Origin of the sequence: Streptomyces sp. SudanB52_2052 (assembly GCF_964272415.1) — a bacterium.
GTDB lineage: Bacteria > Actinomycetota > Actinomycetes > Streptomycetales > Streptomycetaceae > Streptomyces > Streptomyces olindensis.
In genome coordinates, this window is record NZ_OZ186796.1 from 8548661 (window position 1) to 8569823 (window position 21163).

Consider the following 21163-nt stretch of genomic DNA (forward strand, 5'->3'; position numbering starts at 1 on the left):
TTCTGCAGCCGGTGGTCACCTGGCTTCCTCATTCCTTCTCTACCTGGGCGATACGGACGTCGAGTCCGCTGGAAGGGACGGCGCCGAGACTCTGGAAGTCGGCCTCGGCGCTCATCGTGGCCGTGGGGGGAAGCGGCCCGTCGCTGGAGACGACCGCGCTGTCGGTGACTCCGGCCGCGTCTCCCGCGGTGACCGTGACGGTCACGATCACGCGGTAGGAGGCTGGTTCGGCCGCGTGGTTGGTGAGGGTGAGCGGGATCGTGAGCATCCGCTGAGCCTCGTGGTGCGGGGCGTAGGCGATCACGTCCCCGTGGGCGGCGCGGGCGATGGGGGTGCCGTAGCCGTACTGGGACGGTCATGCTGTCGGCGAAGCGGAGGCCGCCGTAGACGACCGCACCGGCGAGTGCGGCGGCCACGGCGGCTCCGGCCAGAACGCGGCGCGCGGCTGGCACCGGTCAGCCGTTCAGCGCCGTCTTCGCCGCCGCGAGCGCGTCGGTGTTGCGGGCGCGCAGGGCGTCGAGTTCGCTTCTGTGGTCCTCGATCTGCTGTCTCTGGATCGTCGATTCCGCGTCGAACCAGATCCGGACGAGGTCGGTCGCCTTCTTGCAGTCGATGTCCGCGAGGGCGACGTTGATCTCCTCCTGGGACGGGTTCATGTCAACGTGAGGGACGACCTTGTCCGCGTCGTACGGCGTGGCGACGGTGTATCCCTTGGTGCCCATGCACGTCGACCAGGCGGTGATGGCGTTCTGGACGGCGGGCGCGGCCTGCGACTGGGTGAGGCTTCGGCCGTCGAGCTCGGAGAGGAGCGAGAAGTCGAGGTCGCGGGTGCCGAGCCGGTCGTCGGCCCAGCCCGCGCATCCGTCCTTGTGGATCTGCTTGCCCCGGTAGGAGCCGGGCGCCGCCTTCGGTGCCGGGTCGGCGAGGTTCCCCCGGATACCGGTGCGGCCGGTGAGGACCTCGACCTGGTCCTGGGTGAGGTCGGGCATCTTGGTGCCCTGCTGCCTCTGGCTCTCCTCGGGCAGCCCGTAGCCGTACTTCTCCGCGAGGGCACGGTCGGTGATGCCGTAGCGGCGGGGCATGTTGGCGTCGTCGGCGCTGGGCGGCGGGGTCTGGCCCGCCGGGGGGAACGTGACGTGGAAGCCGTAGCCGGCCATGCAGGAGGTTTCCAGGTGGCGCTCGGCGTTGTCGAGGGTGACGGTGTCCTCGTAGGTCTGCATGTAGGCCTGCAGGGGCAGGGAGAGTCCCTTGGCCAGGCCGGTGTCGGGGACGGCCTTGGGCCAGGCGCTCTTGTCGATGTTCGAACCGGCGTCGGCGACCGGTGCGGTCCTGGGACGCCCGGGGGTCTTCTCCACGGTGTCGTGGCCGGCGGAGCAGGAGGTGATCAGGGCGGCGGTGGCGGCGGCGGCCGCCAGCCGGGCCGCGGTACGGCGCGTGCTCATCGAGGGGCTCCTTGAGTGAGGGTCAGGCGAAGTGCTCGGAGGCGTTCTCGTTCTTCAGCGTCGAGTCGAGATTGGTGAGAACGCAGTCGCCGTACGGTTCCCGGTGCGCGAAGTACTGGGAGTGGCCCTCGTATCCGGAGTTGTAGTAGACGCGGTAGTTGTCGACTTCGGAGCAGTTCTGCACCGAGGCGGCGTTGTTCTTGACGTACTGCCAGGCCCCGTTGCCGTTGCCGTTGAAGACGTAGCGGTAGGTCGTCAGGGTCGAACCCTGGTACTGGCTGGTCCCCCAGTAGTCGGAGACGTTGCCGTAGAACTCCGCCCAGCTCGTGACGTACTGGCCGTCCTGGACGGCGTAGGCCGTGGAGTTGTAGAGCAGCCACAGGTCGCCCTCGGTGCAGTTGATCCAGGGCACGTCACAGTTGTCGGTGACGTTGTAGGTGGCCGCCTGGGCCGGTGCCGCCGTGGCGAGTACGGCCGCAGCCGTGACGGCGAACGCCCCGGCCGCGGTTCTCGCGCGCAGCTTGATGAACTTCACTGTGTCCCCTCCCCGATTGCCGGCGTGCCGCGGCTGCGCCGGACCTGATCAGGCGACTGGGCAGCCCCGGTCGCCGGACTCGCGGTGTGCCCCCATGGCAGCGGGATTCCAAGAATTCCGTGTGAAGATCGCGAGCCGTCCGGAAGCTACTACCGCGTCCCGGCGGAAATCGATGTGCTTTGCGATTTCCTGGGTGAAGAGGACAGCCTGTTTGCTGGGCCTTACCGGCTCATTGCTGAAATCGGATCAGGTCCCGCCGGTGCCATGGTGGTTATCGGGGCCGGGCTGTGCGGGGTTACTGCTCGGTGTCGGGTTGTGCCGGGTCGAGGTAGTGCACGGTGGTCCGGTCGGCGTGTGGGGTGAGCAGGCCCCGCAGTTCCTCCGCCGCACTCTTGAGGAGGGCGCCGTCGCGGGTGGCGTGCAGCGTTTCGAGGACGAAGGCGACGTGGGTGGAGTCCTCGGTGACGCGGGTGCGGTGGGCGTCGCGGTGGTTCCAGTGACGCGTCAGGACGCCGCTGGTGTCCGCGTAGATGATCTCGCCGGGCTTAGGGTGTTCGACGGTGTCGGGTTCGCCGAGCGGGGTGAAGGTCTCGGTGCCGTCGGCGTGGCGGATGTCGACGTCGCCGGTGACGTGGTCCAGGTCGAAGGCGCCGGCGGGCAGGCCGTGGCGTGCGGACACGGTGTTGTAGGAGTCGACGGCCGGGTTGATGCGCGGCAGCGTCCCCTTCTTGGCGAGGCGGCGGCCGAGCGCGTCGACGCTGGGGCGGATGCGGCGCGGGTTGGTGCCGAAGGAGCGGTAGGCGGTGTGCCAGGCCTCGATGCGGGGGTCGCTCTCGTCGGCGGGCTGCCAGGTGCCGTCGGCGAGCTGCTGCTCCAGTTCCTCCACGGCCGCGGCGGTGTGCGGCCAGGACTCCCGGCCGCGCAGACCGGTGGCGGTGACCACGGCGATGAGGGTGTCGGGGAAGGCGTCCGCGACGGCGGGGGCGATGCGGAAGGCGGGCATGGGTGGCGTTTCCATTTCCTGTCGGAGGGAGTCAAGACTTCCAGGGACCGATGCGGTCGAGACGGCGCAACTGCCGGCGTGCGGTGGGCACGTCCAGACCCTGGCCCCGCTCGGTGAGGCGCTCGGCGACAGTGCTGCGGTGTTCGACGGGCTTGTGGTCGTCGTACTTGAACTTGGCCCGCACGTCGGTGACTTCCAGACGCAGCCCGCGGATGCCGGACAGTATCCGGCCGTAGGGCGGCTGGTCGACGGCCACGGGGCCGTGGTCGCCGTCGGGCTGGAAGTGAGCGAGCTGGCGGCGCAGCAACTCGGCCTTCGCCTCGGGGTCGTCGACGATGGTGGCGTGGCAGGCCTGCCACTCGGCTTCGTCCAGACCGGCGTCCCAGGGGTGGACCAGCATTGCTTTTCTCCTTGGTCGTGCGGGCCTGTTCAGGTCAGGGCGGGAGGCTGACCGTGCCGGCCGGGTAGAGGACGGTGATCACGACACGACGGTGAGGTCCCCGCCACGCGCGGCGAGCAGGAACAGCAGGTTTGCCAAGGAGTCCAGCACACCCGCGGCCGCCGACATCGCGTACGCGAGCGGCTCCGAGCCCAGCCCGCGCCGGCGACGGGTGGTGAGCTGCCCAGACCCAGCAGCAGAGCGATCACAGCACATCCCCTAGTACCATTGGAACGACCGCACCGTACAACGTAACGACCAGCCCATGTCAACCGAACGACCGCGCGGTGCATTCCGATGACCCATCGGTGAGGAGAGACAGATGGCCGAGACAGGCGCAGCCCTGCGGACGGTCGCGCACAACGTCCGGACCGCTCGCACCCGCGCGGGCCTGTCCCTGGAGGAGCTCGGCCGCCGCGCCCAGGTCAGCAAGGGGGCCCTGGTGGCCTTGGAGAAAGCCCAGGGCAACCCCAACCTGGCCACACTGGTCCGGCTGGCCGACACCCTCGGCATCTCGGTGTCCGCCCTGATGCAGGGACCGTCCGAAGGCCGCGTCCGCGTCGTGGCCGCCGACGCCGTCGCACCGCTGTGGACCGGAGAACACGGCGGCGAGGCCCGGCTCATGCTGACGACGTCGGGCCCGGCCCCGGTCGAGGTCTGGCGCTGGCGCCTGGAGCCGGACGAGGAATACCCCAGCCATCCCCACCAGGCCGGAGTGGTGGAGACCGTCAGTGTCACCTCCGGCCGGATGACCCTGGTAGTCGACGGCACCGAACACACCGTGGAAGCCGGCCAGACCGCCACGTTCGACGGGGACACCCCGCACACCTACCGCGGCTCCGGCACCGGGACGTGCCACCTGATCATGACGGTCCACCTGCCGCCCGGCCCCACCGGGACGGCCTGACCGGCTCGGCGCATCCGGAGCCGCATTCACCCGGCCGTTCCTGACCCGACCGCCGGACCGTGCCCGCACGGCGCCGCGTCGAACGCCGCTTCCCGTACGCGACGGTCAGCACCGCCAGCAGCGGCCCCCACAGGAGCAGTGGCGCGTAACAGACGTAGAACCAGGCGGCTTCCCAGCCGGAAGCCTGGCCCGGGGCGTCGGGCGGCAGGTCGTCGCCCCGGACCGTGGTGCCCCTCAGCTCGGAGACGGTGAACAGGCACGTGAACAGGAGGGTGAGGACCGTGGCCCCGCAGGCGGCCGGGAGGAGCACCGCCGTCCTCGGCACCTCGTGGCCCCGCAGGAACGGGACCCAGCCCGGGAACACCTCACCCCAGCGGGCGATCAGGCCGATCGCGGTGAAAGCGAAGAGTTCCGAGACGACCGACAGGAAGATGACGTACGCCCGTTCGCCGGGTCCGAGGCCGTCGCCGAACGCGGCCGGGAGCCGCCAGACGCCGGACGGAAGGACCGTCAGCGGAACGGCGTAGGCGACGAGCCGTATCCGCCGCGACACTCCGGCGACGGGCTCGTGGGCGGACCGCCACGCGGCGCGGAAGCGTCCGGTGCGGGTGGTGACGGGTGCGTGCGGGTGCGGCTGCATGGGCGGTCCCCGGTTTCGACGGACTGGTGCTCGGCCCTTTCCGCATGAAGATCCCAGTCACGTCGGCCTCCCAGGATCGACCCCAGGGCTGAACCCGCTCCGTCCGGTGGCCGAGGGGCGGCGAGCCCCGAGGAGGAGCCCCGGTGCGCCGGCGTCGAGGGTAGTGCCGTGAAACCCGCTCCGACCTCGGCGAACGGATCGTTTTCCGCGCACAAAGATGCGTCAACTCGTCGTTGACCGGCTTTCCGTGGCGGGGCCAGGGTGAGGGAGACATCGGATCCCGATCCGTCCGGTCACCGACCGCGAGCAGGAGGCCGTGATGCTCCAGACAGACACCCGCCGCGAACTCTTCTTCCAGCGCTGCCTGTGGTGCGGCACCCCGGCCTACCGCCGCTCGTTCTGCCGTGTCTGCGGCGCCATGGCCTTCCACCAAGAGCGCAGCGCGGGCACCGGAGTCGTCGTGCGCCGCAACGGCCACGCCCAGCACAACACGTGGTTCGTTGCGATGGACGAGGGCTTCAACCTGCTCTGCCAGGTCGCCGGCACATCACCGGTCGTCGTCGCGGTGGGCGCACGGGTGACGCTCGTACGGTCGGTCGACCCCCTCGACCAGGGGCTGCCCGTCGTGGAACTCGCCCACCCGGCAGCGCTCCTGGAGCGCTGGACGTGACGGGATCCGGCTCCGGAGGGGCCACGACCGGGCGGGACGATCAGAGAGGAGGGTGCGTGAGCACCCAGCACCAGACGCCGGACGGACCGGACGACGCGCTCGGCGGAACCGGGCGGGGAGCCCTGGAGGGCCTGCGCATCGCCGACTTCTCCCGGGTCCTCGCGGGCCCCTACGCCACCATGCTCCTCGCCGACCTCGGCGCCGACGTCATCAAGGTCGAACGGCCGGGCAGCGGGGACGACACCCGGGCCTGGCACCCTCCCACGGACCACGACGGCACTTCCACCTACTTCCTGAGCGTCAACCGGAACAAGAGGTCGGTCGTGCTGGACCTGGCCACGCGGGCCGGTCGCGCACAGGCGCGCGCCCTGGTCGCCGACTGCGACGTGGTGGTGGAGAACTTCCGCCCCGGCACGATGGAGCGGCTGGGCCTCGGCCACCAGGACCTCCTCGTGCGGCACCCGCGGCTGGTCTACTGCTCCATCAGCGGTTTCGGCAGCGGCGCGGGCGCGACGATCCCCGGCTACGACCTGCTCGTGCAGGCCGTCGGCGGCCTGATGAGCGTGACCGGGACCGCGGACGGGGAGCCGGTGAAAGCCGGAGTGGCCCTGGTCGACGTGATCACCGGACTGCACGCCTCGCTCGGCATCCTCGCGGCCCTGAGGCACCGGGACGCCACCGGGCAGGGGCAACTCGTCGAGGTCAACCTCCTCGGCTCGCTGCTGTCCGCGATGGTCAACCAGGCCTCGGCGTACGCCGTCGCCGGTGTCGTCCCCGGGCGGCTGGGCAACGCGCACCCGAGCATCGCCCCGTACGAGACGTTCCCGACCGCCGACCGCCCCATCGCCCTCGCGGTGGGCAACGACAAGCAGTTCGCGGTGCTCGCCGAGACGCTCGGGGAGCCCGGCCTCGCCGACGACGACCGGTTCCGCACCAACACCGACCGGGTCGCCCACCGCACCGAGCTGCGGGAGACCCTGACCCGGCTGCTGAGCGGCGGCGGCGCCGACCACTGGTCGACCGTCCTACTGGCCGCCGGGGTACCGGCCGGCGCGGTCAACGGCCTCGACGAGGCGTTCGCCTTCGCCCGGCGGCTCGGCCTGCCCGGCATCGTCGACATCCCCGACCCGGGCACCGACGGAGCGACCGGCAGGCCCGCCCGCCAGGTCGCGCATCCCGTCGCGCTGAGCGCGACCCCCGCGCGGTACCTGCTGCCCCCGCCGCTGCTGGGACAGCACACCGTCGAGATCCTCGACGACCTCGACGGCAACGCCCCGGCGTGACCCGCGGGCGGACGCCGGCCGGCCCGACGGCCGTACCGCACGCCACACCCCTCACCACCACCCGACACCCCTGTTCACCACCACCCGACACCCGTGTGGACCACCACCCGACACCCCCAGCCACCAAGGAGCTCGCCATGAGCGGCAAGCCGTTGAAGGACCCCCTCGACCTGCTCGACATCGCCTCCGTCCTTTCGGACGAGGAGCGGGAGATCCAGGCCACCGTCGCCCGGTTCCTCGCCGAGCGGGTCCGCCCGCACATCGGCGAGTGGTTCGAGAACGCCCACTTCGCCCGCGAACTCGCCCCGGAGCTGGGCAAGCTGGGCGTGCTCGGCATGCACCTGGAGGGCTACGGGTGCGCCGGCACCAACGCCGTCTCCTACGGTCTGGCCTGCCTGGAGCTGGAAGCCGCCGACTCGGGCTTCCGCAGCTTCGTCTCCGTGCAGGGCTCGCTGTCCATGTACTCCATCTGGAAGTGGGGTTCGGAGGAGCAGAAGCAGGAATGGCTGCCCCGGCTTGCCGCCGGTGAGGCGATCGGCTGCTTCGGCCTGACCGAACCCGACTTCGGCAGCAACCCCGCGGGGATGCGCACCCGGGCCGTCCGGGACGGCGGCGACTGGATCCTCAACGGCTCCAAGATGTGGATCACCAACGGCGGCATCGCCGACGTGGCCACCGTCTGGGCGCAGACCGAGGACGGCGTCCGGGGCTTCCTCGTCCCGCGTGGCACGCCCGGCTTCACGACGCAGGACATCAAGCAGAAGATGTCGCTGCGCGCGTCGATCACCTCGGAGCTGTACTTCGACGACGTCCGGCTGCCCGACTCGGCGCGGCTGCCACTCGCCGAGGGACTGCGCGGACCGCTGTCCTGCCTGAACGAGGCCCGTTTCGGCATCCTGTTCGGCGTGGTCGGCGCGGCCCGTGACGCCCTTCAGGCGGCCATCGAGTACGCCGACTCCCGCGTGCAGTTCGACAAGCCGATCAGCGCCTTCCAGCTCACCCAGAAGAAGCTCGCCGACATGACCGTGTCCCTGGGCGGTGCCGCCCTGCTCGCCCTGCACCTGGGCCGCCTGAAGGACCAACACCGCATCCGGCCCGAGCAGATCAGCGTCGGCAAGCTCAACAACGTCCGGGAGACGATCGCCATCGCCCGGGAGTGCCGCAGCGTGCTCGGCGCCAACGGCGTCTCCCTGGAGTACTCGCCGCTGCGCCACGCCAACAACCTGGAGTCCGTCCTCACCTACGAGGGCACCAACGAGATGCACACCCTGGTCGTCGGCCAGGCGATCACCGGCCACCCGGCGTTCCGCTGACCGGCCCGGCGAAGGAAGACGCATGTGAACATCGTCGTACTCGTCAAACAAGTCCCCGACAGCGGCGCCGGACGCACCCTGTCGGAGACCGACCACACCCTCGATCGCGAGGGCGCCGACCTCGTCCTGGACGAGATCAACGAGCGCGCGGCGGAGGAGGCCCTCACGCTCAAGGAGACGGCCGGTGCCGAGGTCATCGTCGTGTCCATGGGACCCGACTCCGCGCTCGACGCCGTCCGTAAAGTGCTGGCGATGGGGGCCGACCGCGGGATCCACATCTGCGACGACAGGCTCCGGGGCGCCGACGTGGTGACCACCGCGAAGGTGCTCGCTGCCGCCGTGCGCACGGTCGAGGACGTCGACCTCGTCCTGGCCGGCAACGCCACGACCGACGGACAGGCGAGCGCGGTCCCCGCCGTCGTCGCGGACCTGCTCGGCCTGCCCCAGCTGACGCAGGTGCGGCAACTGCACGTGACGGCGGACCGGGTGCGCGCGGAACGCGAGACCGAGCGCGGCGAGGCGACGCTCGACGCGCCGCTGCCCGCGCTGGTCAGCGTCACCGAGAAGATCAACGAGCCGCGCTACCCCTCCTTCAAGGGGATCATGGCCGCCAAGAAGAAGCCCGTGGAGACGGTCGGTCTCGACGACCTGTTCCCCGACGCGGACGTCACCGGCTTCCTCGTCACCCGCACCCAGGTGCTGGAGGCCGTCCCGCGTGCGGCTCGGGCCGCCGGGGTCCGGATCACGGACGACGGCTCGGCCGGTCGGCAGATCGCCGACTACCTGATCGCCCAAAAGCTCGTCTGAACGCACCGAAGGCTCGTTGGAACGCCCCGAAAGCTCGTCTGTACCGCCCCGCAAGCCCGACCGAGAAGCAGGCAGCCATGCCCGAAGTCCTCGTCCTCGTCGACCACGACGGGGAACGTGTCCACAAGTCCACCTACGAACTCCTGGCCGCCGCCCGGCGGTTGGGCGACCCGGCCGCCGTCGTCGTGGGAACCCCCGGTACCACCGGGCGCCTCAGGGAGTCCCTCGCCCGTCATGGCGCCACGAGCGTCCACGCGGCCGAATCCGCCGAGGCGGGCGAGTTTCTCGCCACGCCGGCCGTCGACGCCCTGGAACGCGCGGCCGGGGAGGTTTCCCCCGCCGCCGTGCTGGTCTCGGCGACGACCGACGGCAAGGAGGTGGCCGGACGTCTCGCCGCACGGCTGGACGCCGGACTGCTGACCGACGTGGTCGACGTGGACCCGTCCGGGGTGGCCACCCAGGTCGTCTTCGGCGGGTCGTACACCGTGCGCTCACAGGTCACCCACGGCCCGCCGGTGATCGCCCTGCGGCCGGGCTCCTTCGAGCCGCAGGAGTGCCCCGTGGAGGCGGAGGATCGGGGGCTCGCCCTGCCCCCGATCGACCCGGGACGGTCCGCCCGCGTCACCGCCCGTCGCACGGCGCCCGGCGGCGACCGTCCCGAGCTCACCGAGTCGGCCGTCGTGGTCTCCGGCGGGCGCGGTGTCGGAGGAGCGGACGGCTTCAAGGTGGTGGAGGAACTGGCGGACGCCCTGGGCGGCGCGGTCGGTGCCTCCCGCGCCGCGGTCGACGCCGGCTACTACCCGCACCAGTTCCAGGTGGGGCAGACGGGCAAGTCCGTCTCCCCGCAGCTGTACATCGCCCTGGGCATCTCGGGGGCCATCCAGCACCTGGCCGGGATGCAGACCTCCAGGACGATCGTCGCGGTCAACAAGGACCCGGAGGCGCCGATCCTCGACCTCGCCGACTACGCCGTGGTGGGCGACCTGTTCACCGTCGCGCCCGGGCTGGCCCGGGAGGTGGCGGCCCGCCGCGCGGGCAGGTGAGGGACCGACCGAACGAACGAAGGCTCCCGCCCCCCGTCACATCCGGACAGGGGGCGGGAGCATTGCCGTCAGCCGTCAGCCGTCAGCCGTCAGCCCGTCATACGGCCAGGCGCCGGAACCGGCTGCCGTGGAACACCAGTGGCTCCCGGTCGGGTTCGGCCCGCAGGCCGTGGATCTCCAGCAGGACGATGATGTGGTCGCCTCCGGGGAACTCGGCGTGGACCGAGCAGTCCAGCCAGAGGCCGGCACCGTGGATGTACACGCCGCCGCCTGCGGACGCCTCCCCGTGCCGATGACGTCGTGCGAGGCGCCCGTAGTGCAGATGTGCCGGCGCGACCTCACCGACCCGCTCTGGACCACCTCCCGGTCGGTGCCGTCGGCGGGCGCTGGGGTTCGCGGACCCGGCCCACTTCGGCCACGCCTTCAAGGCGGCGTACGGCATGAGCCCCCGGGAGGCGCGCGCGGCGCGCCGATGAGCTCAGGCGGCCCGGTAGTCGAAGAAGCCCTGCCCCGACTTGCGGCCCAGCAGACCCGACTCGACCATGCGGCGCAGCAGCGGGGGAGGGGCGTACAGCGGTTCCCGGTACTCCTCGTAGAGCGCCTCGCCTATCGCCGCCACGGTGTCCAGTCCGATGAGGTCCGCCAGGCGCAGCGGGCCCATGGGGTGGGCGCAGCCGGCGGTCATGCCGGTGTCGATGTCCTCCGCCGTCGCGGTGCCGGAGCCGACCATCCGCACGGCGGCCAACAGGTAGGGGATCAGCAGGGAGTTCACCACGAAGCCGGCGCGGTCCTGCGCGACGATCGTCCGCTTGCCCAGGGTCTCGCCCGCGAAGGCGCGCACGCGCTGCTCGGTGGCCTGCGAGGTGTGCAGTGAGGGGACGACCTCGACCAGCGGCATGACGGGGACCGGGTTGAAGAAGTGCAGCCCGATCACCGTCTCGGGGCGTCCGGCCGCGGCCGCGAGTCGGGCGATGGGGATCGAGGAGGTATTGCTGGCCAGTACGGTCGCCGGGTCGGTGACCTCGCCCAGCTGCCGGAACAGCGCCGTCTTGGCCCGCTCGTCCTCGACGGCGGCCTCGATGACCAGGTCCGTCCCGCCCAGGCGGGAGAGATCGCCGGTGACCGAGATGCCGGCCAGGGCCTGCGCGCGGTCCTCGGGCGCGAGGGCACCGCGCTTCTCCGCCCTCAGCAGGGAGTCCGCCACGCCCGCCAGTCCGGCCCGGGCCCTGTCCTCGGTCACGTCACACAACGTGACGCGCAACCCGGCCCGGGCGCACACCTCGGTGATGCCCCGGCCCATCTGGCCCGCGCCCACGACGCCCACGTTCTCGATCGCTGTCATGTGCCTCTCCGCCTGTCTCCGTCGGGCGGCGGCCGACCGCCGCCACGGTGTGTGCAGCAGTGCCGAGCGTAGGGCGGTCAGACCCCCTCTGACCTGCTCGGACAGTGCGTCATCCGCGTACAAACGTGCGTCGGTTCGGTGGTGACCGGAGCCCCGGGCATGCCGAGGGGGCGTCCGGATCGTGCCGGACGCATGACTTGGATCGACGGGTCAGGCCGAGGCCGTGGCGGCAGCGGCCTCCCGCAGTCGGCGGATCACGCCGCGCACCGCGGGCGAGGTCTCCCCCCGGCGGTAGGCGCCGACCAGCCGGGTGGTCGGCGCCACGTCCGCCAGCGGCCGGTACGCCACCCCCGGGATCCGCACGCGGCGCAGCGAGTCCGGGACCAGAGCCACCCCGAGACCACCGCCCACCATGGTCAGCGCCGCGATGAAGTCCCGAACCGGGGGAGCGCACCGGGGCGTGAAACCGCCTTGCTCCGCCACTTCGAGGATCTGGTCGCGGCAGCCGTACTCCTCGTCGAAGTGGGGGGCCACGAAGCACTCGTCGCGCAGTTTCGCCGCCGGTACCGTCTCGTACGCCGCGAGCGGAGCGGCCGCCGGCAGCGCCAGGACGACCTGCTCGCTGAGCAGACAGGTGGCCGTCACCTCGGGCGGGTACTCCGGCCGCCAGCGCAGGAAGCCGACGTCGACGTCCCCGCAGGCCAGCGCCTCCAACTGGGCCGGCGTCTCCAACTCACGTACCTGCACGGTCAGTTCGGTGCCGAGGGCCGCGCAGCGGGACAGGACGTCGGTCAGCACCCCGGAGAACGCGGCGGAGGCGACGTACGCGATGTGGGCGTGTCCCACCTCGCCGCGGCCGGCCCGCCGGCCCACCGCCTCGGCCCGGGCGGCCTGCGCTAGGGTCAGCCGAGCCTCCTCGAGGAACAGCCGCCCGGCACTGGTCAGCGCGGGGCGGGTGCGCCGTCCGCGGTCGATGAGCCGTGCGCCCAGATGGGACTCCAGCGCTCTGATCTGGGCGCTGAGCGCCGAGGGAGCCAGATGCAGACGGTCCGAGGCCCGGGCGAAGTGCAGTTCCTCCGCGACCACCACGAACGATTCCAGCCAGCGCAGTTCCACCGGTACCTCCGTCGTACTCCGTCGTGCTGGGACCACCCCGCGGCGGCGTCAGGGCAGAACAGGACCGCCGCGGGGTGAGCAGGGGGGATCCGCGGTTCAGGGGATCACGACGTAGTTGCTGAATCCACCGTCGAGGTCCGTGGCCCGTCCGGAGATCGCTTCGTTGACCTCGGACAGCGGGAAGGGCTTGGTGATCAGGTACGACAGGTCCAGGGCCCCGGTCGCCACCATGTCGGCGACCTCCTGGCCCTGCGCGGTGGTGAACCAGTTGGACCCGATCAGCTGGACCTGCTCGTCCATGAGCCACTTCACGTCCACGGGCAGCCGGTCGGCCACGCCGCCGACGTTGACGACCCTGCCGCCGCGGCGGACACCCTGCAGGGAGTCGAGCATCGTCTCCACCGGGGCCTTGGCGCCGAGCGCGCTGATGACGAAGTCCGCGCCCTCGCCGCCGGTGCGGGACTTGGCCCACTCGCCGGTGGAGCCGTCGCCCAGCCGCATCACCTCGATCCGGTCGGGAGCCAACTCCTTGACGCGTTTGAGGAGTTCCTCGTTGCGGCCCGTGCCGAGGACCCTGGAGACACCCGAGGCCAGGGCGAGGAGGGTGGAGGCGACGCCGAGCGTGCCCGTGATCCCGTCGATCAGGGCGACCTGGCCGGGGCCGGCCGCCGCGTGCCTGAGGGCGCCGTAGGAGGTGCCGATGTAGCCGAGCTTGCCGGCCTGCTCGAACGTCATGGTGTCGGGGATGTTGACGATCGCGTACTGCGGCGCCGTCATGTACTCGGCGAAGCCGCCGTAGGGGTAGAGGTCGAAGATGCGCTGGCCGTCGCGGGAGGTGCTGAAGTACCCGTTGAGGGTGAAGTAGCGGCACCGGCTCAGCTCGCCGCCGCGGCACACCTGGCAGCTGCCGCAGGACCGCAGGGGGCTGACGTAGACCCGGTCGCCGGGCCTGGTGTTGAGCACCGCCTCGCCGACCGCCTCGACCACGCCCGCCGGGTCCAGGCCGAAGATCGCGGGCAGCTTGGGCAGCGGCTGGTGCGGGTACCAGGTGGGCCAGTTGTTGATCACGTTGGCCATGTTGGGGACGATTCCGCATGCCTTGACCCGAACCAGCACATCGGTCGGCCGTGGGGTGGGCACGTCGATCGTGTCCACGGACATCGGCTCACCGAGCGCGTGCAGTCGTGCAGCGAGCATTTTCGCCATTGAAATACTCCGGAATTGAGGGCCGTACGGTGCCGTGGACTCAAGAATTCGGGAACGGGTGCGGGTAATTGTCCTCAAGGTCGATGTCCAGCAGCCCCATGATGCGGACGCCGGAGTTGTACCAGGCGATGGACAACGAGAGTTCCACCATCTGCCGGTCCGTGAGATGGCGGGCGGCGGCACGCCACGTCTCCTCCGAGACGTCGACGTGGAGGGTGGACTCCCGCGCGAGGCGCATCACCGCCTTCTCCGTCTCGTCGAACAGGCCGGACGTCTCGAAGTCGGCCACCGCCGCGAGCTGTTCCCGGGTGAGCCCGGCCTTGAGGCCGTGCGACTGGTGGTGGGCGACCTCGTACGCGGAGCGGGTCGCGTGCCCCACGGTCAGGATGGCCAGCTCGCGCAGCCTGGGGCTGAGGTCGGCGGCCCGCAGCGCGTTGGCGTAGGTCAGGAAGGCGTCCAACTGCTCCGGCGCGCCCGCCAGGGCGAGGAAGATGTTCGCCGTCGGGACCTTGCGCTCGGCTTCGAGCCGGTCGTACAGGGGCTTGTGCGCCTCGTCCGCGTCCTCGCGGCGCAGGTAGGGAACGCGTGCCATGGTGTCTCCTCGGGGACGGACGGGTCAGTGGGCGGACCGCTCGAGCAGGTACCGCTCGAGCGTCATCGGCTGCGGCGGCTCGGCGGGCGGCGTCTGCGGTGTCCCCACGAACGGCGACGCCTCGACGTACCACTTCTCCAGCGCCGGGAAGCCCCAGCGGACGTTGGTGCTCAGCGACCCGGCGTCCCACCGCACGGGCTCGATCTCCGTGTCGATGGTCTGGTAGTGGGCGTTGAAGACCTCCACCCGGTGCCCGTCCGGGTCGCGGAGGTAGGTGAAGAGCATGCCGCCCGGGCCGTGCCGCCCGGGGCCCCGCTCGACGCCCTCGCCGTAGCCGAGGATGCCCGCCCAGTCGCAGGCGGTGAAGATGTCCCGGCTCTCGGAGACGGTGTACGCGAAGTGGTGCAGAGCGGGACCCGTGTTCTCCACGAGGGCGAGGTCCAGGGTGGTGCCCTTGCGGTACATGAAGGAACTCAGCAGCTTGTCGCCGTGCGCCAGGTACTCGGAGTTCCGGAAGCCGAGTTCGCCGTAGAACGCGGTGAGCTCGTAGGCGTTCGGCGCGAAGGTCTGGAAGTGGTCCAGCCGCTGGGCGTGGGCGCCCTTGTAGTGCTCGAAGGCGATGTGCAGCCGCGGCCGCGTCTCCATGTGCGCGCAGAGTTCCAGCGGCGTGCCGGCGGGATCGGTGACGTGCAGCGTGCGGGCCTGGTACGGCAGGTCGACCCACTCGGCGGGCAGCCCCCGGTCGCGGAACCACGCGTAGGCGACGTCCAGGTCCTCGTCGAGGAAGACCCGGAAACCGATCCTCCGGCAGGCGCCGGCCCCCTCCTCGTCCAGCTCCAGGACGAGGCTGTGGTGGCAGGCCTCGGCCAGACCGCGCAGATAGCAGGTGCGCTCGTCCTCGTCGCTGACGACGAGCCCGAGGGCGTTCGTGTAGAAATTCCGGCTCTCGGCGAGATCGGCCACGGTGAGACGCACATGGCTGGTTCGGGTGATGTTGAAACTCGGGCGCAGATTTACGGGGGGCAGCATGCTGGTCTCCGTGCTCCGATCGGCTCTGGATTTCGCTGACTCTAATACGGCTGGAATGTTTTACGACCTGGTGGTGGAAGGCGCGGAACCGGCGAATGGAAAGACGGACCAGCCGCTGAATTCCGCGGAATCTCCGAGGGACTCCTCGATGCGCAGGACCTCGTTCCACTTGGCCATGCGCTCGGAGCGCGTGAACGAGCCCACCTTCAGCTGGCCCGCGTCCCATCCCACGCTCAGGTGGGCGATGGTGACGTCCTCCGTCTCCCCGGACCGGGCCGAGACGATCGTGCCGAAGCCGGCGTCCCGCCCGGCGCGCAGGGCCTGGTACGCCTCGGTGACGGTGCCGGCCTGGTTCGGCTTGACGAGGACGGCGTTCGCCGCGCCGGCGGTGGCCGCGGCCTCCACCCGCTTGGCGTTCGTGACCAGGTAGTCGTCGCCGATCACCTGACAGCGGTGGCCGTGGCGCCGGGTGAACTCCACCATGCCGTCGGTGTCGTCCTCACCCACCGGATCCTCGACGGACAGGATCGGGTACTGCTCGATCCAGCCGCCGAGCAGGTCGAGCAGCTCCGCGGTGTCCAGCGTGCGGTCGTCGAGCGCGAGGGTGTACCTGCCGCCGCTGCCGAACTGGGACGCGGCGACGTCCAGCGCGATGCCGACCTGGGCCGAGGGTGCGAAGCCGGCGGTCTCGATGGCGAGGGTCAGCGTCTCCAGGGCCTCTTCGTTGGAGTCGAACGCGGGCCAGAAGCCGCCCTCGTCGGCGACGCCCTGGGCCCTGCCCGCCCGGCGCATCAGGCTGCCGGCCGCCCGGTAGATCTCCGCCGTCCAGTCCAGGGCCTCGGCGAAGCTCCGCGCCGCGGGGCAGACCACCATGAAGTCCTGGACGTCGACACGGCGGTCCGCGTGGGCGCCGCCGCCGAAGATCTGGATCTCCGGCAGGGGGATGCGGACCGGCCGCCCCGCCGCGAGGTGCTGCCACAGGGGTACGCCCGCCGACGCCGCGGCGGCGTGCAGCACCGCCATGGACGTGGCCACGATCGCGTTGCCGCCGAGGCGGCCGCGGTCGGGGGTGCCGTCGAGGTCCACCAGGAGCCGGTCGACGGCTTCCTGATCGGTCGCGTCGCGGTCCAGCAGGGCGGGCGCGATCTCCCGGTCGACCGAACCGACGGCGCGCAGGACGTCCAGCCCGCCGAAGCGCCGGCCGCCGTCGCGCAGATCGAGCGCCTCGCCCTGCCCGGTCGAGGCCCCCGCCGGTGCGATGGCCCGGCCGACCGAGCCGTCCGCGAGGTGGGCCTCGACCTCCACGGTCGGTCGCCCGCGGGAGTCCCACACCCTGCGGCCGTGGAGCTCGGTGATCCGCGCGTCTGTCATGGCGGTGCAACCTTTCGAAGTCCGAGGCGTAAGAGAGTCCTCGCCACGCGACGGGCACGGGCCCGGTGGGGTGTGGGCCCGGTGGGGCGGCACCCGGGGGCGTACGGGACAGGGGAGCGGACGGGGGGAAGCGCATCCGCTGCGGCTCATTGTGCTATCGATAGCGCAATCGTGCGAAGGATTGACGGTTGTGTCAAGGGGTGGCGGGCGGCTGGACTTCCCGCACAAGGTGTTTGTTTCTGGCCTCCAGAGCCGTCCTGCGGTCTCGTGCTATCGTTCGCACACTCCGTCGTGCGCTCCGTGGCGCTCCGGTGGAGACCCCGGCGGGCCCGCGCTCCTGGACGGACGGACAGCACAGGCGGCGTGGGTCCGCCGGGCCGACCGCAGCCGGCAGGAAGGCGAGCACCCCATGACATCCGACCCCAGCGCGGCGCCCCTGACCCTCACCACCGTCGTCGGCAGCACGCGTCCCGGGCGGGTGGGCAGGTCCGTCGCGGACTGGTTCACCGCCCGGGTCGCGGAGCACGGCCGGTTCGCATCCCGCCTGGTCGACCTGCGCGAACTCGCCCTGCCGTTCTTCGACGAGCCGCATCCGCCGGCTCTGCGGCGGTACACCCAGAGCCACACCCACGCCTGGAGCCGAATCGTCGACGCCTCCGACGCGTTCGTGTTCGTCACCCCGGAGTACAACGGCGGCTTCCCGGCGTCCCTGAAGAACGCGTGGGACTTCCTCGCCGTGGAGTGGCAGCACAAGCCGGCCGGGTTCGTCGGCTACGGGGGTGTCTCGGCGGGCACGCGGGCGGTGCAGATGGGCAAGTCGGTCGTGGCGAACCTGCGGATGCTGCCGATCGGTCCGACCGTGAGCATCCCGTTCGTCGACGAACGCGTCGAGGACGGCGCTTTCCGCCCCGGCAAGATCCACGAGCGGGCGGCCGAGCGCATGCTCGACGAACTCGTGCGGACCGCGACCGTCATGCGGCGGCTGCGCGGCGGGGACCTCTGACACGGCCGCCTGGTTCCCTGCCGGCCGCGCCGCCATCGGCCCCGGCGGAACCGCCCGTGCCTCACACGGACTTGGACGGACCCCTGCCGCCGGGCGGTGCCGTGCTGCCGCGCAGGATCAGTGAGCCGGGGGACACCGACGTGTACGGGCCGTCGTTGCTCGGCTTGGTCTTCAGGCGGCGCAGCAGCCACAGGGCGCAGCCGGTCGCCATCTCCTGGATCGGCAGGCCGACCGTGGTGAGGCCGGGGCCCCACCAGGAGAAACCGGGCTCGTCCCCGAAGCCGACCACCGACAGTTCGCCGGGCACCTTCACACCCTGCCGGGACAGCTCCTCCAGGATGCCCAGGGTGAGCTGGATCGACCCCGACACGAGCGCGGAGGGCGCGTCCGGTGTCTCCAGCAGCCTGCGCACCGCCTCGCGGCCGTGCTGAACCGACGACGGCGGCCCCAGTTCCGTGCGCCCGGCATCGTCCGGCAGGCCGCCTTCGCGCAGCGCGGTGCGGAAGCCGCGCAGGCGCTCCGCGCCCGTGGGCAGTTCCTCGGGGCCGCCGAGGTAGGCGATGCGGGTGTGGCCCTGGGCGACCAGGTGGGCCGTCGCCCGGCGCAGCGCCTCGTGGTCGTCCACCCCGAACCACTGGGAGCCGAGCGAGGGGTGCTTGCGCAGCAGCTGCAAGTGCGGCACGGCGCGCAGCAGTTTGACGGACTCACTGTGCGGGCGCGCGGTCGGCACGATGATGACGCCGGCCACACGGTTCGCGGACAGTTCCCGCAGGTGGCGCAGCTCCGCCATCCGGTCGTCGTCGGTCTCCGAGAGCATCAGCTGGAAGCCCTCGGCCTCCATGTTCTTGGACAGCTCGTGCGCGATGGTCGAGTAGAAGCTGTTGCGGATGTCCGGGATCACCAGCGCGACCACGTTGCTGGACGCCCCGCGCATCATCCGCGCCGCACGGTTGCCGACGTAGCCCAACTCGGACGCGGCCTGCCGCACCCGGCCCTTGGTCTCCTCGCTGATGCGGGGATCGTCGGCGAGCGCCCGTCCCACCGTCGACACGGAGACTCCGATGCGCTCGGCGATGTCCCTGGTGGTGATCACGTGAAGGGGCCCCCTCGGCTGCCTGGTCCCATGCCGTCACTGTCCGTGTGCCAACGATAGCACTCTCGTTGCGCTCTGTGGTCGCCGACGGAGGGAGGCGCGGTTGATCTCCGTGCCTGTGCTAACGTTAGCACTGCTGAAGGGGCCGTGCAGCCGCCCACGGCTGCCTAGTCGCAGGAGGTTTCCGTGCAGATCGTCAGGTATGCCGTCGGCGGCGTGCGTCACTATGGGGAACTCGAATCCGGGGACGCGCGAATCGTCAGATTCCAGGGTGATCCCTTCACCGGATTGTCCCCCACGGGACATGTCGACGAAGTCGGCGACGTCGTCCTTCTGCCGCCGGTCGAGAAACCCCGGATCTTCGGATTCGCCTACAACTACGCCTCACATGTCGACGAGACCGACCGTGAGATTCCGGACGTTCCCGTGTGCTTCATGAAACCGAGCACCGCGGTGGTGGGGCCGGGGGACCCCATCGTCTATCCGGCGGACGGTGAGATCGTCCATTTCGAGGGCGAGTTGGTCGTCGTCATCGGAAAGGAAGCCCGCCATGTGAAGCCCTCCGAGGCCCATGAGTACATTCTCGGATACACCTGCGGCAACGACGTCAGCGATCGCGTCGTCCAGCGCAGGGAGAGCGCGTTCGGGACGCTGCTGATCGGCAAGGGCCAGGACACCTTCGCGCCCCTCGGACCCGTCATCGCGACCGGGCTCGATTCCTCGGACCTGTCCCTGACGACCCGGGTGAACGGCACCGTCGTGCAGGCGGCGAGCACGGCCGACCTGCTGCTCCCGGTTCCCGGCATCATCGCCTATCTCAGCCGCTATCTGACGCTGCTCCCCGGAGACGTGATCATGACCGGTACCCCGTCCGGGGTCGGTCCGATCCGCCCCGGGGACGAGGTGGAGGTCGAGATCGAGGGCATCGGCGTCCTGCGCAACCCGGTCGTCGCCGAGAACCGTTGACTCCGGACGCCCGCCGGGTGACCACGCACGAGGGCCTGCCCACCGCTCGGCGGTGGGCAGGCCCTTCGGTGTGTCGGCGGTGCATCCCGCTAGCGGACCGCGTTGTTGAACTCGGCGGGCCGGACGAAGAGCAGGGCGGCGACCCCCACCAGCGGCAGGAGCGTGACCTGCAGCAGCCCGGCCCCGCTCCATCCGAAGGAGTCCACCAGGGCGGCGAAGAGCAGGCCGGAGAAGGCCGCCGGCCCATAGTAGCTGGTGACGAAGAGACCCGAGGCGCGGCCGATCTGCGAGGGACGGACGGCCCGCTGCATCGCGCTGTTGGTGTTCGGATAGACGAAGCCCAGCCCGAAGGCGCCCATGAGGAACGCGAACACGCACTGCACGCCGACCCCCACCTGCGTCTCGTAGACGCACACGCTGATCGCGGAGACGGCGAGCAGGCTGACGACCAGCAGGGAGCGCTGGTTCACACGGTCGCCGAGCCAGCCGCCGAGGACCGCCAGCATGCCGCCGAAGCCCAGGAAGCTCATGGCCAGCGCCGCCTGCTCGGCGGAGTAGTGCAGCGAGGAGATGAGGTACGTCGGGTAGAGGCCGAGGAACCCGTAGATGGCCACGCCGCTCACCACCGCGTGGACGGCCAGCGCGAGGGAGTTGCGGTTGTAGGCGGAGGCGGGCATGGACTCGTGGGTGCCGGTGGCGACGACTTTCGCCACGGAGCGCTCGGTCAGACCGGTCCTGACGAGGAACAGGGAGGCCGCGGCGATCAGGAGTCCGGCCGTGCCGAACAGGTAGAACGGCGAGTGCCAGGTGCCGTGCATGGTCATCAACCGGACGCCGATCAGCGGGGCGATGAACACGCCGACGGAGTAGCCGAGGCCGATGACACCGAACGCGAGGCCGCGCCGGTGGGCGAAGTAGGCGCCCATCGCCGCGAAGATGGCCGCGGACTGCATGCCCTCACCGAAGCCGGAGACGACCCGGTACAGGGTCATGTCGGCGAAGCCGACGGCCAGCGGTGTGGCCATGGTGCCCAGGGAGTAGAGCACGATGCTGGCCAGGAGGACCGTCTTGCGGCGGAAGCGGTCCAGGAGGTAGCCCGCGGGCAGGCCGGCCAGGGCCATGCCGAGGGTGAAGTTCGTCGCCAGCAGCCCGCCCTGCTCCAGCGAGAACCCGTACTCGGCGCGGATGTCGGGCAGCAGCGGAGGGAAGACCTGGCGGTCCATCGCGTTGACCATGTACGAGAGGACGATCAGCACGAATCCCGTCACCACCATGGTGCGGGAGAGGGCGGGGGGACTGCTTTCCCGCGTTCCGTCGGCGGGCACCGCGCCGGTGTCGACGTGCGCTGCGTGAGTCATGGCGG

General features: G+C 71.0%; 23 protein-coding genes and 1 pseudogene. 8 read left to right on the top strand and 16 right to left on the bottom strand.

Annotation, left to right across the window (positions count from 1 at the left end; translation table 11 throughout):
* Positions 1-28: 28 nt before the first annotated feature.
* From ACSUPV_RS38400 to ACSUPV_RS38425, 6 genes and pseudogenes are all read right to left on the bottom strand, one after another.
* Complete coding sequence (locus tag ACSUPV_RS38400) at positions 29-304, bottom strand: hypothetical protein (protein WP_436949589.1); 276 nt, start codon at positions 302-304, stop codon at positions 29-31.
* A 151-nt stretch (positions 305-455) separates the two neighbouring features.
* On the bottom strand, positions 456-1442 hold the full coding sequence (locus ACSUPV_RS38405; protein WP_436949590.1) for a hypothetical protein: 987 nt from the start codon (positions 1440-1442) through the stop codon (positions 456-458).
* 22 nt (positions 1443-1464) lie between these two features.
* Entirely contained in the window at positions 1465-1977 is a 513-nt protein-coding gene (locus ACSUPV_RS38410) for a hypothetical protein (protein ID WP_051648327.1), read from the bottom strand.
* Between the two features lie 295 nt (positions 1978-2272).
* Positions 2273-2980 (bottom strand): B3/B4 domain-containing protein, encoded by a 708-nt coding sequence (locus ACSUPV_RS38415; RefSeq protein ID WP_436949591.1) that lies wholly within the window; start codon positions 2978-2980, stop codon positions 2273-2275.
* A 31-nt stretch (positions 2981-3011) separates the two neighbouring features.
* Entirely contained in the window at positions 3012-3380 is a 369-nt protein-coding gene (locus ACSUPV_RS38420) for a hypothetical protein (RefSeq protein WP_436949592.1), read from the bottom strand.
* 43 nt (positions 3381-3423) lie between these two features.
* Positions 3424-3575 (bottom strand): annotated as a pseudogene (locus ACSUPV_RS38425) (EamA family transporter); the annotation flags it as partial.
* Between the two features lie 166 nt (positions 3576-3741).
* Here ACSUPV_RS38425 and ACSUPV_RS38430 point away from each other — a divergent pair.
* Positions 3742-4326 carry a helix-turn-helix domain-containing protein gene (locus ACSUPV_RS38430; protein ID WP_436949593.1) on the top strand — a complete coding sequence of 195 codons (585 nt, stop codon included), beginning with the start codon at positions 3742-3744 and terminating at the stop codon, positions 4324-4326.
* On the opposite strand, the gene ACSUPV_RS38435 is transcribed toward ACSUPV_RS38430, so the two are convergent.
* Complete coding sequence (locus tag ACSUPV_RS38435) at positions 4283-4966, bottom strand: hypothetical protein (RefSeq protein WP_436949594.1); 684 nt, start codon at positions 4964-4966, stop codon at positions 4283-4285. The genes ACSUPV_RS38430 and ACSUPV_RS38435 overlap by 44 nt on opposite strands.
* A gap of 319 nt (positions 4967-5285) precedes the next feature.
* Between ACSUPV_RS38435 and ACSUPV_RS38440 the strand changes: the two genes are divergently transcribed.
* The 5 genes from ACSUPV_RS38440 to ACSUPV_RS38460 all read left to right on the top strand — a co-directional run bounded on the left by ACSUPV_RS38440 (position 5286) and on the right by ACSUPV_RS38460 (position 10082).
* Positions 5286-5636 carry a Zn-ribbon domain-containing OB-fold protein gene (locus tag ACSUPV_RS38440; protein ID WP_031119563.1) on the top strand — a complete coding sequence of 117 codons (351 nt, stop codon included), beginning with the start codon at positions 5286-5288 and terminating at the stop codon, positions 5634-5636.
* 56 nt (positions 5637-5692) lie between these two features.
* Positions 5693-6919 carry a CaiB/BaiF CoA transferase family protein gene (locus ACSUPV_RS38445; protein ID WP_436949595.1) on the top strand — a complete coding sequence of 409 codons (1227 nt, stop codon included), beginning with the start codon at positions 5693-5695 and terminating at the stop codon, positions 6917-6919.
* A gap of 137 nt (positions 6920-7056) precedes the next feature.
* A complete protein-coding gene (locus ACSUPV_RS38450) occupies positions 7057-8232 on the top strand; it encodes an acyl-CoA dehydrogenase family protein (protein WP_436949596.1) in 1176 nt (391 codons plus the stop codon).
* Between the two features lie 24 nt (positions 8233-8256).
* Complete coding sequence (locus tag ACSUPV_RS38455; protein WP_436949597.1) at positions 8257-9039, top strand: electron transfer flavoprotein subunit beta/FixA family protein; 783 nt, start codon at positions 8257-8259, stop codon at positions 9037-9039.
* A 77-nt stretch (positions 9040-9116) separates the two neighbouring features.
* On the top strand, positions 9117-10082 hold the full coding sequence (locus tag ACSUPV_RS38460) for an electron transfer flavoprotein subunit alpha/FixB family protein (RefSeq protein WP_436949598.1): 966 nt from the start codon (positions 9117-9119) through the stop codon (positions 10080-10082).
* 97 nt (positions 10083-10179) lie between these two features.
* Here the strand turns inward: ACSUPV_RS38460 and ACSUPV_RS38465 are convergent, their stop codons facing one another.
* The 7 genes from ACSUPV_RS38465 to eno all read right to left on the bottom strand — a co-directional run bounded on the left by ACSUPV_RS38465 (position 10180) and on the right by eno (position 16738).
* Entirely contained in the window at positions 10180-10344 is a 165-nt protein-coding gene (locus ACSUPV_RS38465; protein WP_436949599.1) for a flavin reductase family protein, read from the bottom strand.
* A gap of 216 nt (positions 10345-10560) precedes the next feature.
* On the bottom strand, positions 10561-11424 hold the full coding sequence (locus ACSUPV_RS38470; protein WP_031119557.1) for a 3-hydroxybutyryl-CoA dehydrogenase: 864 nt from the start codon (positions 11422-11424) through the stop codon (positions 10561-10563).
* A gap of 210 nt (positions 11425-11634) precedes the next feature.
* On the bottom strand, positions 11635-12540 hold the full coding sequence (locus ACSUPV_RS38475; protein ID WP_037758069.1) for a LysR substrate-binding domain-containing protein: 906 nt from the start codon (positions 12538-12540) through the stop codon (positions 11635-11637).
* A gap of 96 nt (positions 12541-12636) precedes the next feature.
* Entirely contained in the window at positions 12637-13737 is a 1101-nt protein-coding gene (locus ACSUPV_RS38480; RefSeq protein WP_037758070.1) for an alcohol dehydrogenase catalytic domain-containing protein, read from the bottom strand.
* A 49-nt stretch (positions 13738-13786) separates the two neighbouring features.
* Entirely contained in the window at positions 13787-14338 is a 552-nt protein-coding gene (locus ACSUPV_RS38485) for a carboxymuconolactone decarboxylase family protein (RefSeq protein ID WP_037758071.1), read from the bottom strand.
* A gap of 24 nt (positions 14339-14362) precedes the next feature.
* A complete protein-coding gene (locus ACSUPV_RS38490) occupies positions 14363-15367 on the bottom strand; it encodes a VOC family protein (protein WP_031119552.1) in 1005 nt (334 codons plus the stop codon).
* Positions 15368-15427: 60 nt separating this feature from the next.
* Positions 15428-16738: a phosphopyruvate hydratase gene (gene eno / locus ACSUPV_RS38495; RefSeq protein WP_037758072.1), complete on the bottom strand. Its 1311-nt coding sequence runs from the start codon at positions 16736-16738 to the stop codon at positions 15428-15430.
* Between the two features lie 409 nt (positions 16739-17147).
* Between eno and ACSUPV_RS38500 the strand changes: the two genes are divergently transcribed.
* Positions 17148-17741 carry an NADPH-dependent FMN reductase gene (locus ACSUPV_RS38500; protein WP_382611480.1) on the top strand — a complete coding sequence of 198 codons (594 nt, stop codon included), beginning with the start codon at positions 17148-17150 and terminating at the stop codon, positions 17739-17741.
* A 61-nt stretch (positions 17742-17802) separates the two neighbouring features.
* Here ACSUPV_RS38500 and ACSUPV_RS38505 read toward each other — a convergent pair whose 3' ends face one another.
* The gene (locus ACSUPV_RS38505) at positions 17803-18834 is read right to left on the bottom strand and encodes a LacI family DNA-binding transcriptional regulator (protein ID WP_436949600.1); all 1032 of its coding nucleotides are present in this window, start codon (positions 18832-18834) and stop codon (positions 17803-17805) included.
* Positions 18835-19020: 186 nt separating this feature from the next.
* Here ACSUPV_RS38505 and ACSUPV_RS38510 point away from each other — a divergent pair, with 186 nt between their 5' ends.
* Entirely contained in the window at positions 19021-19800 is a 780-nt protein-coding gene (locus ACSUPV_RS38510; RefSeq protein WP_436949601.1) for a fumarylacetoacetate hydrolase family protein, read from the top strand.
* An 89-nt stretch (positions 19801-19889) separates the two neighbouring features.
* Here the strand turns inward: ACSUPV_RS38510 and ACSUPV_RS38515 are convergent, their stop codons facing one another.
* Positions 19890-21158 (bottom strand): MFS transporter, encoded by a 1269-nt coding sequence (locus ACSUPV_RS38515; protein ID WP_436949602.1) that lies wholly within the window; start codon positions 21156-21158, stop codon positions 19890-19892.
* Positions 21159-21163 lie beyond the last annotated feature (5 nt).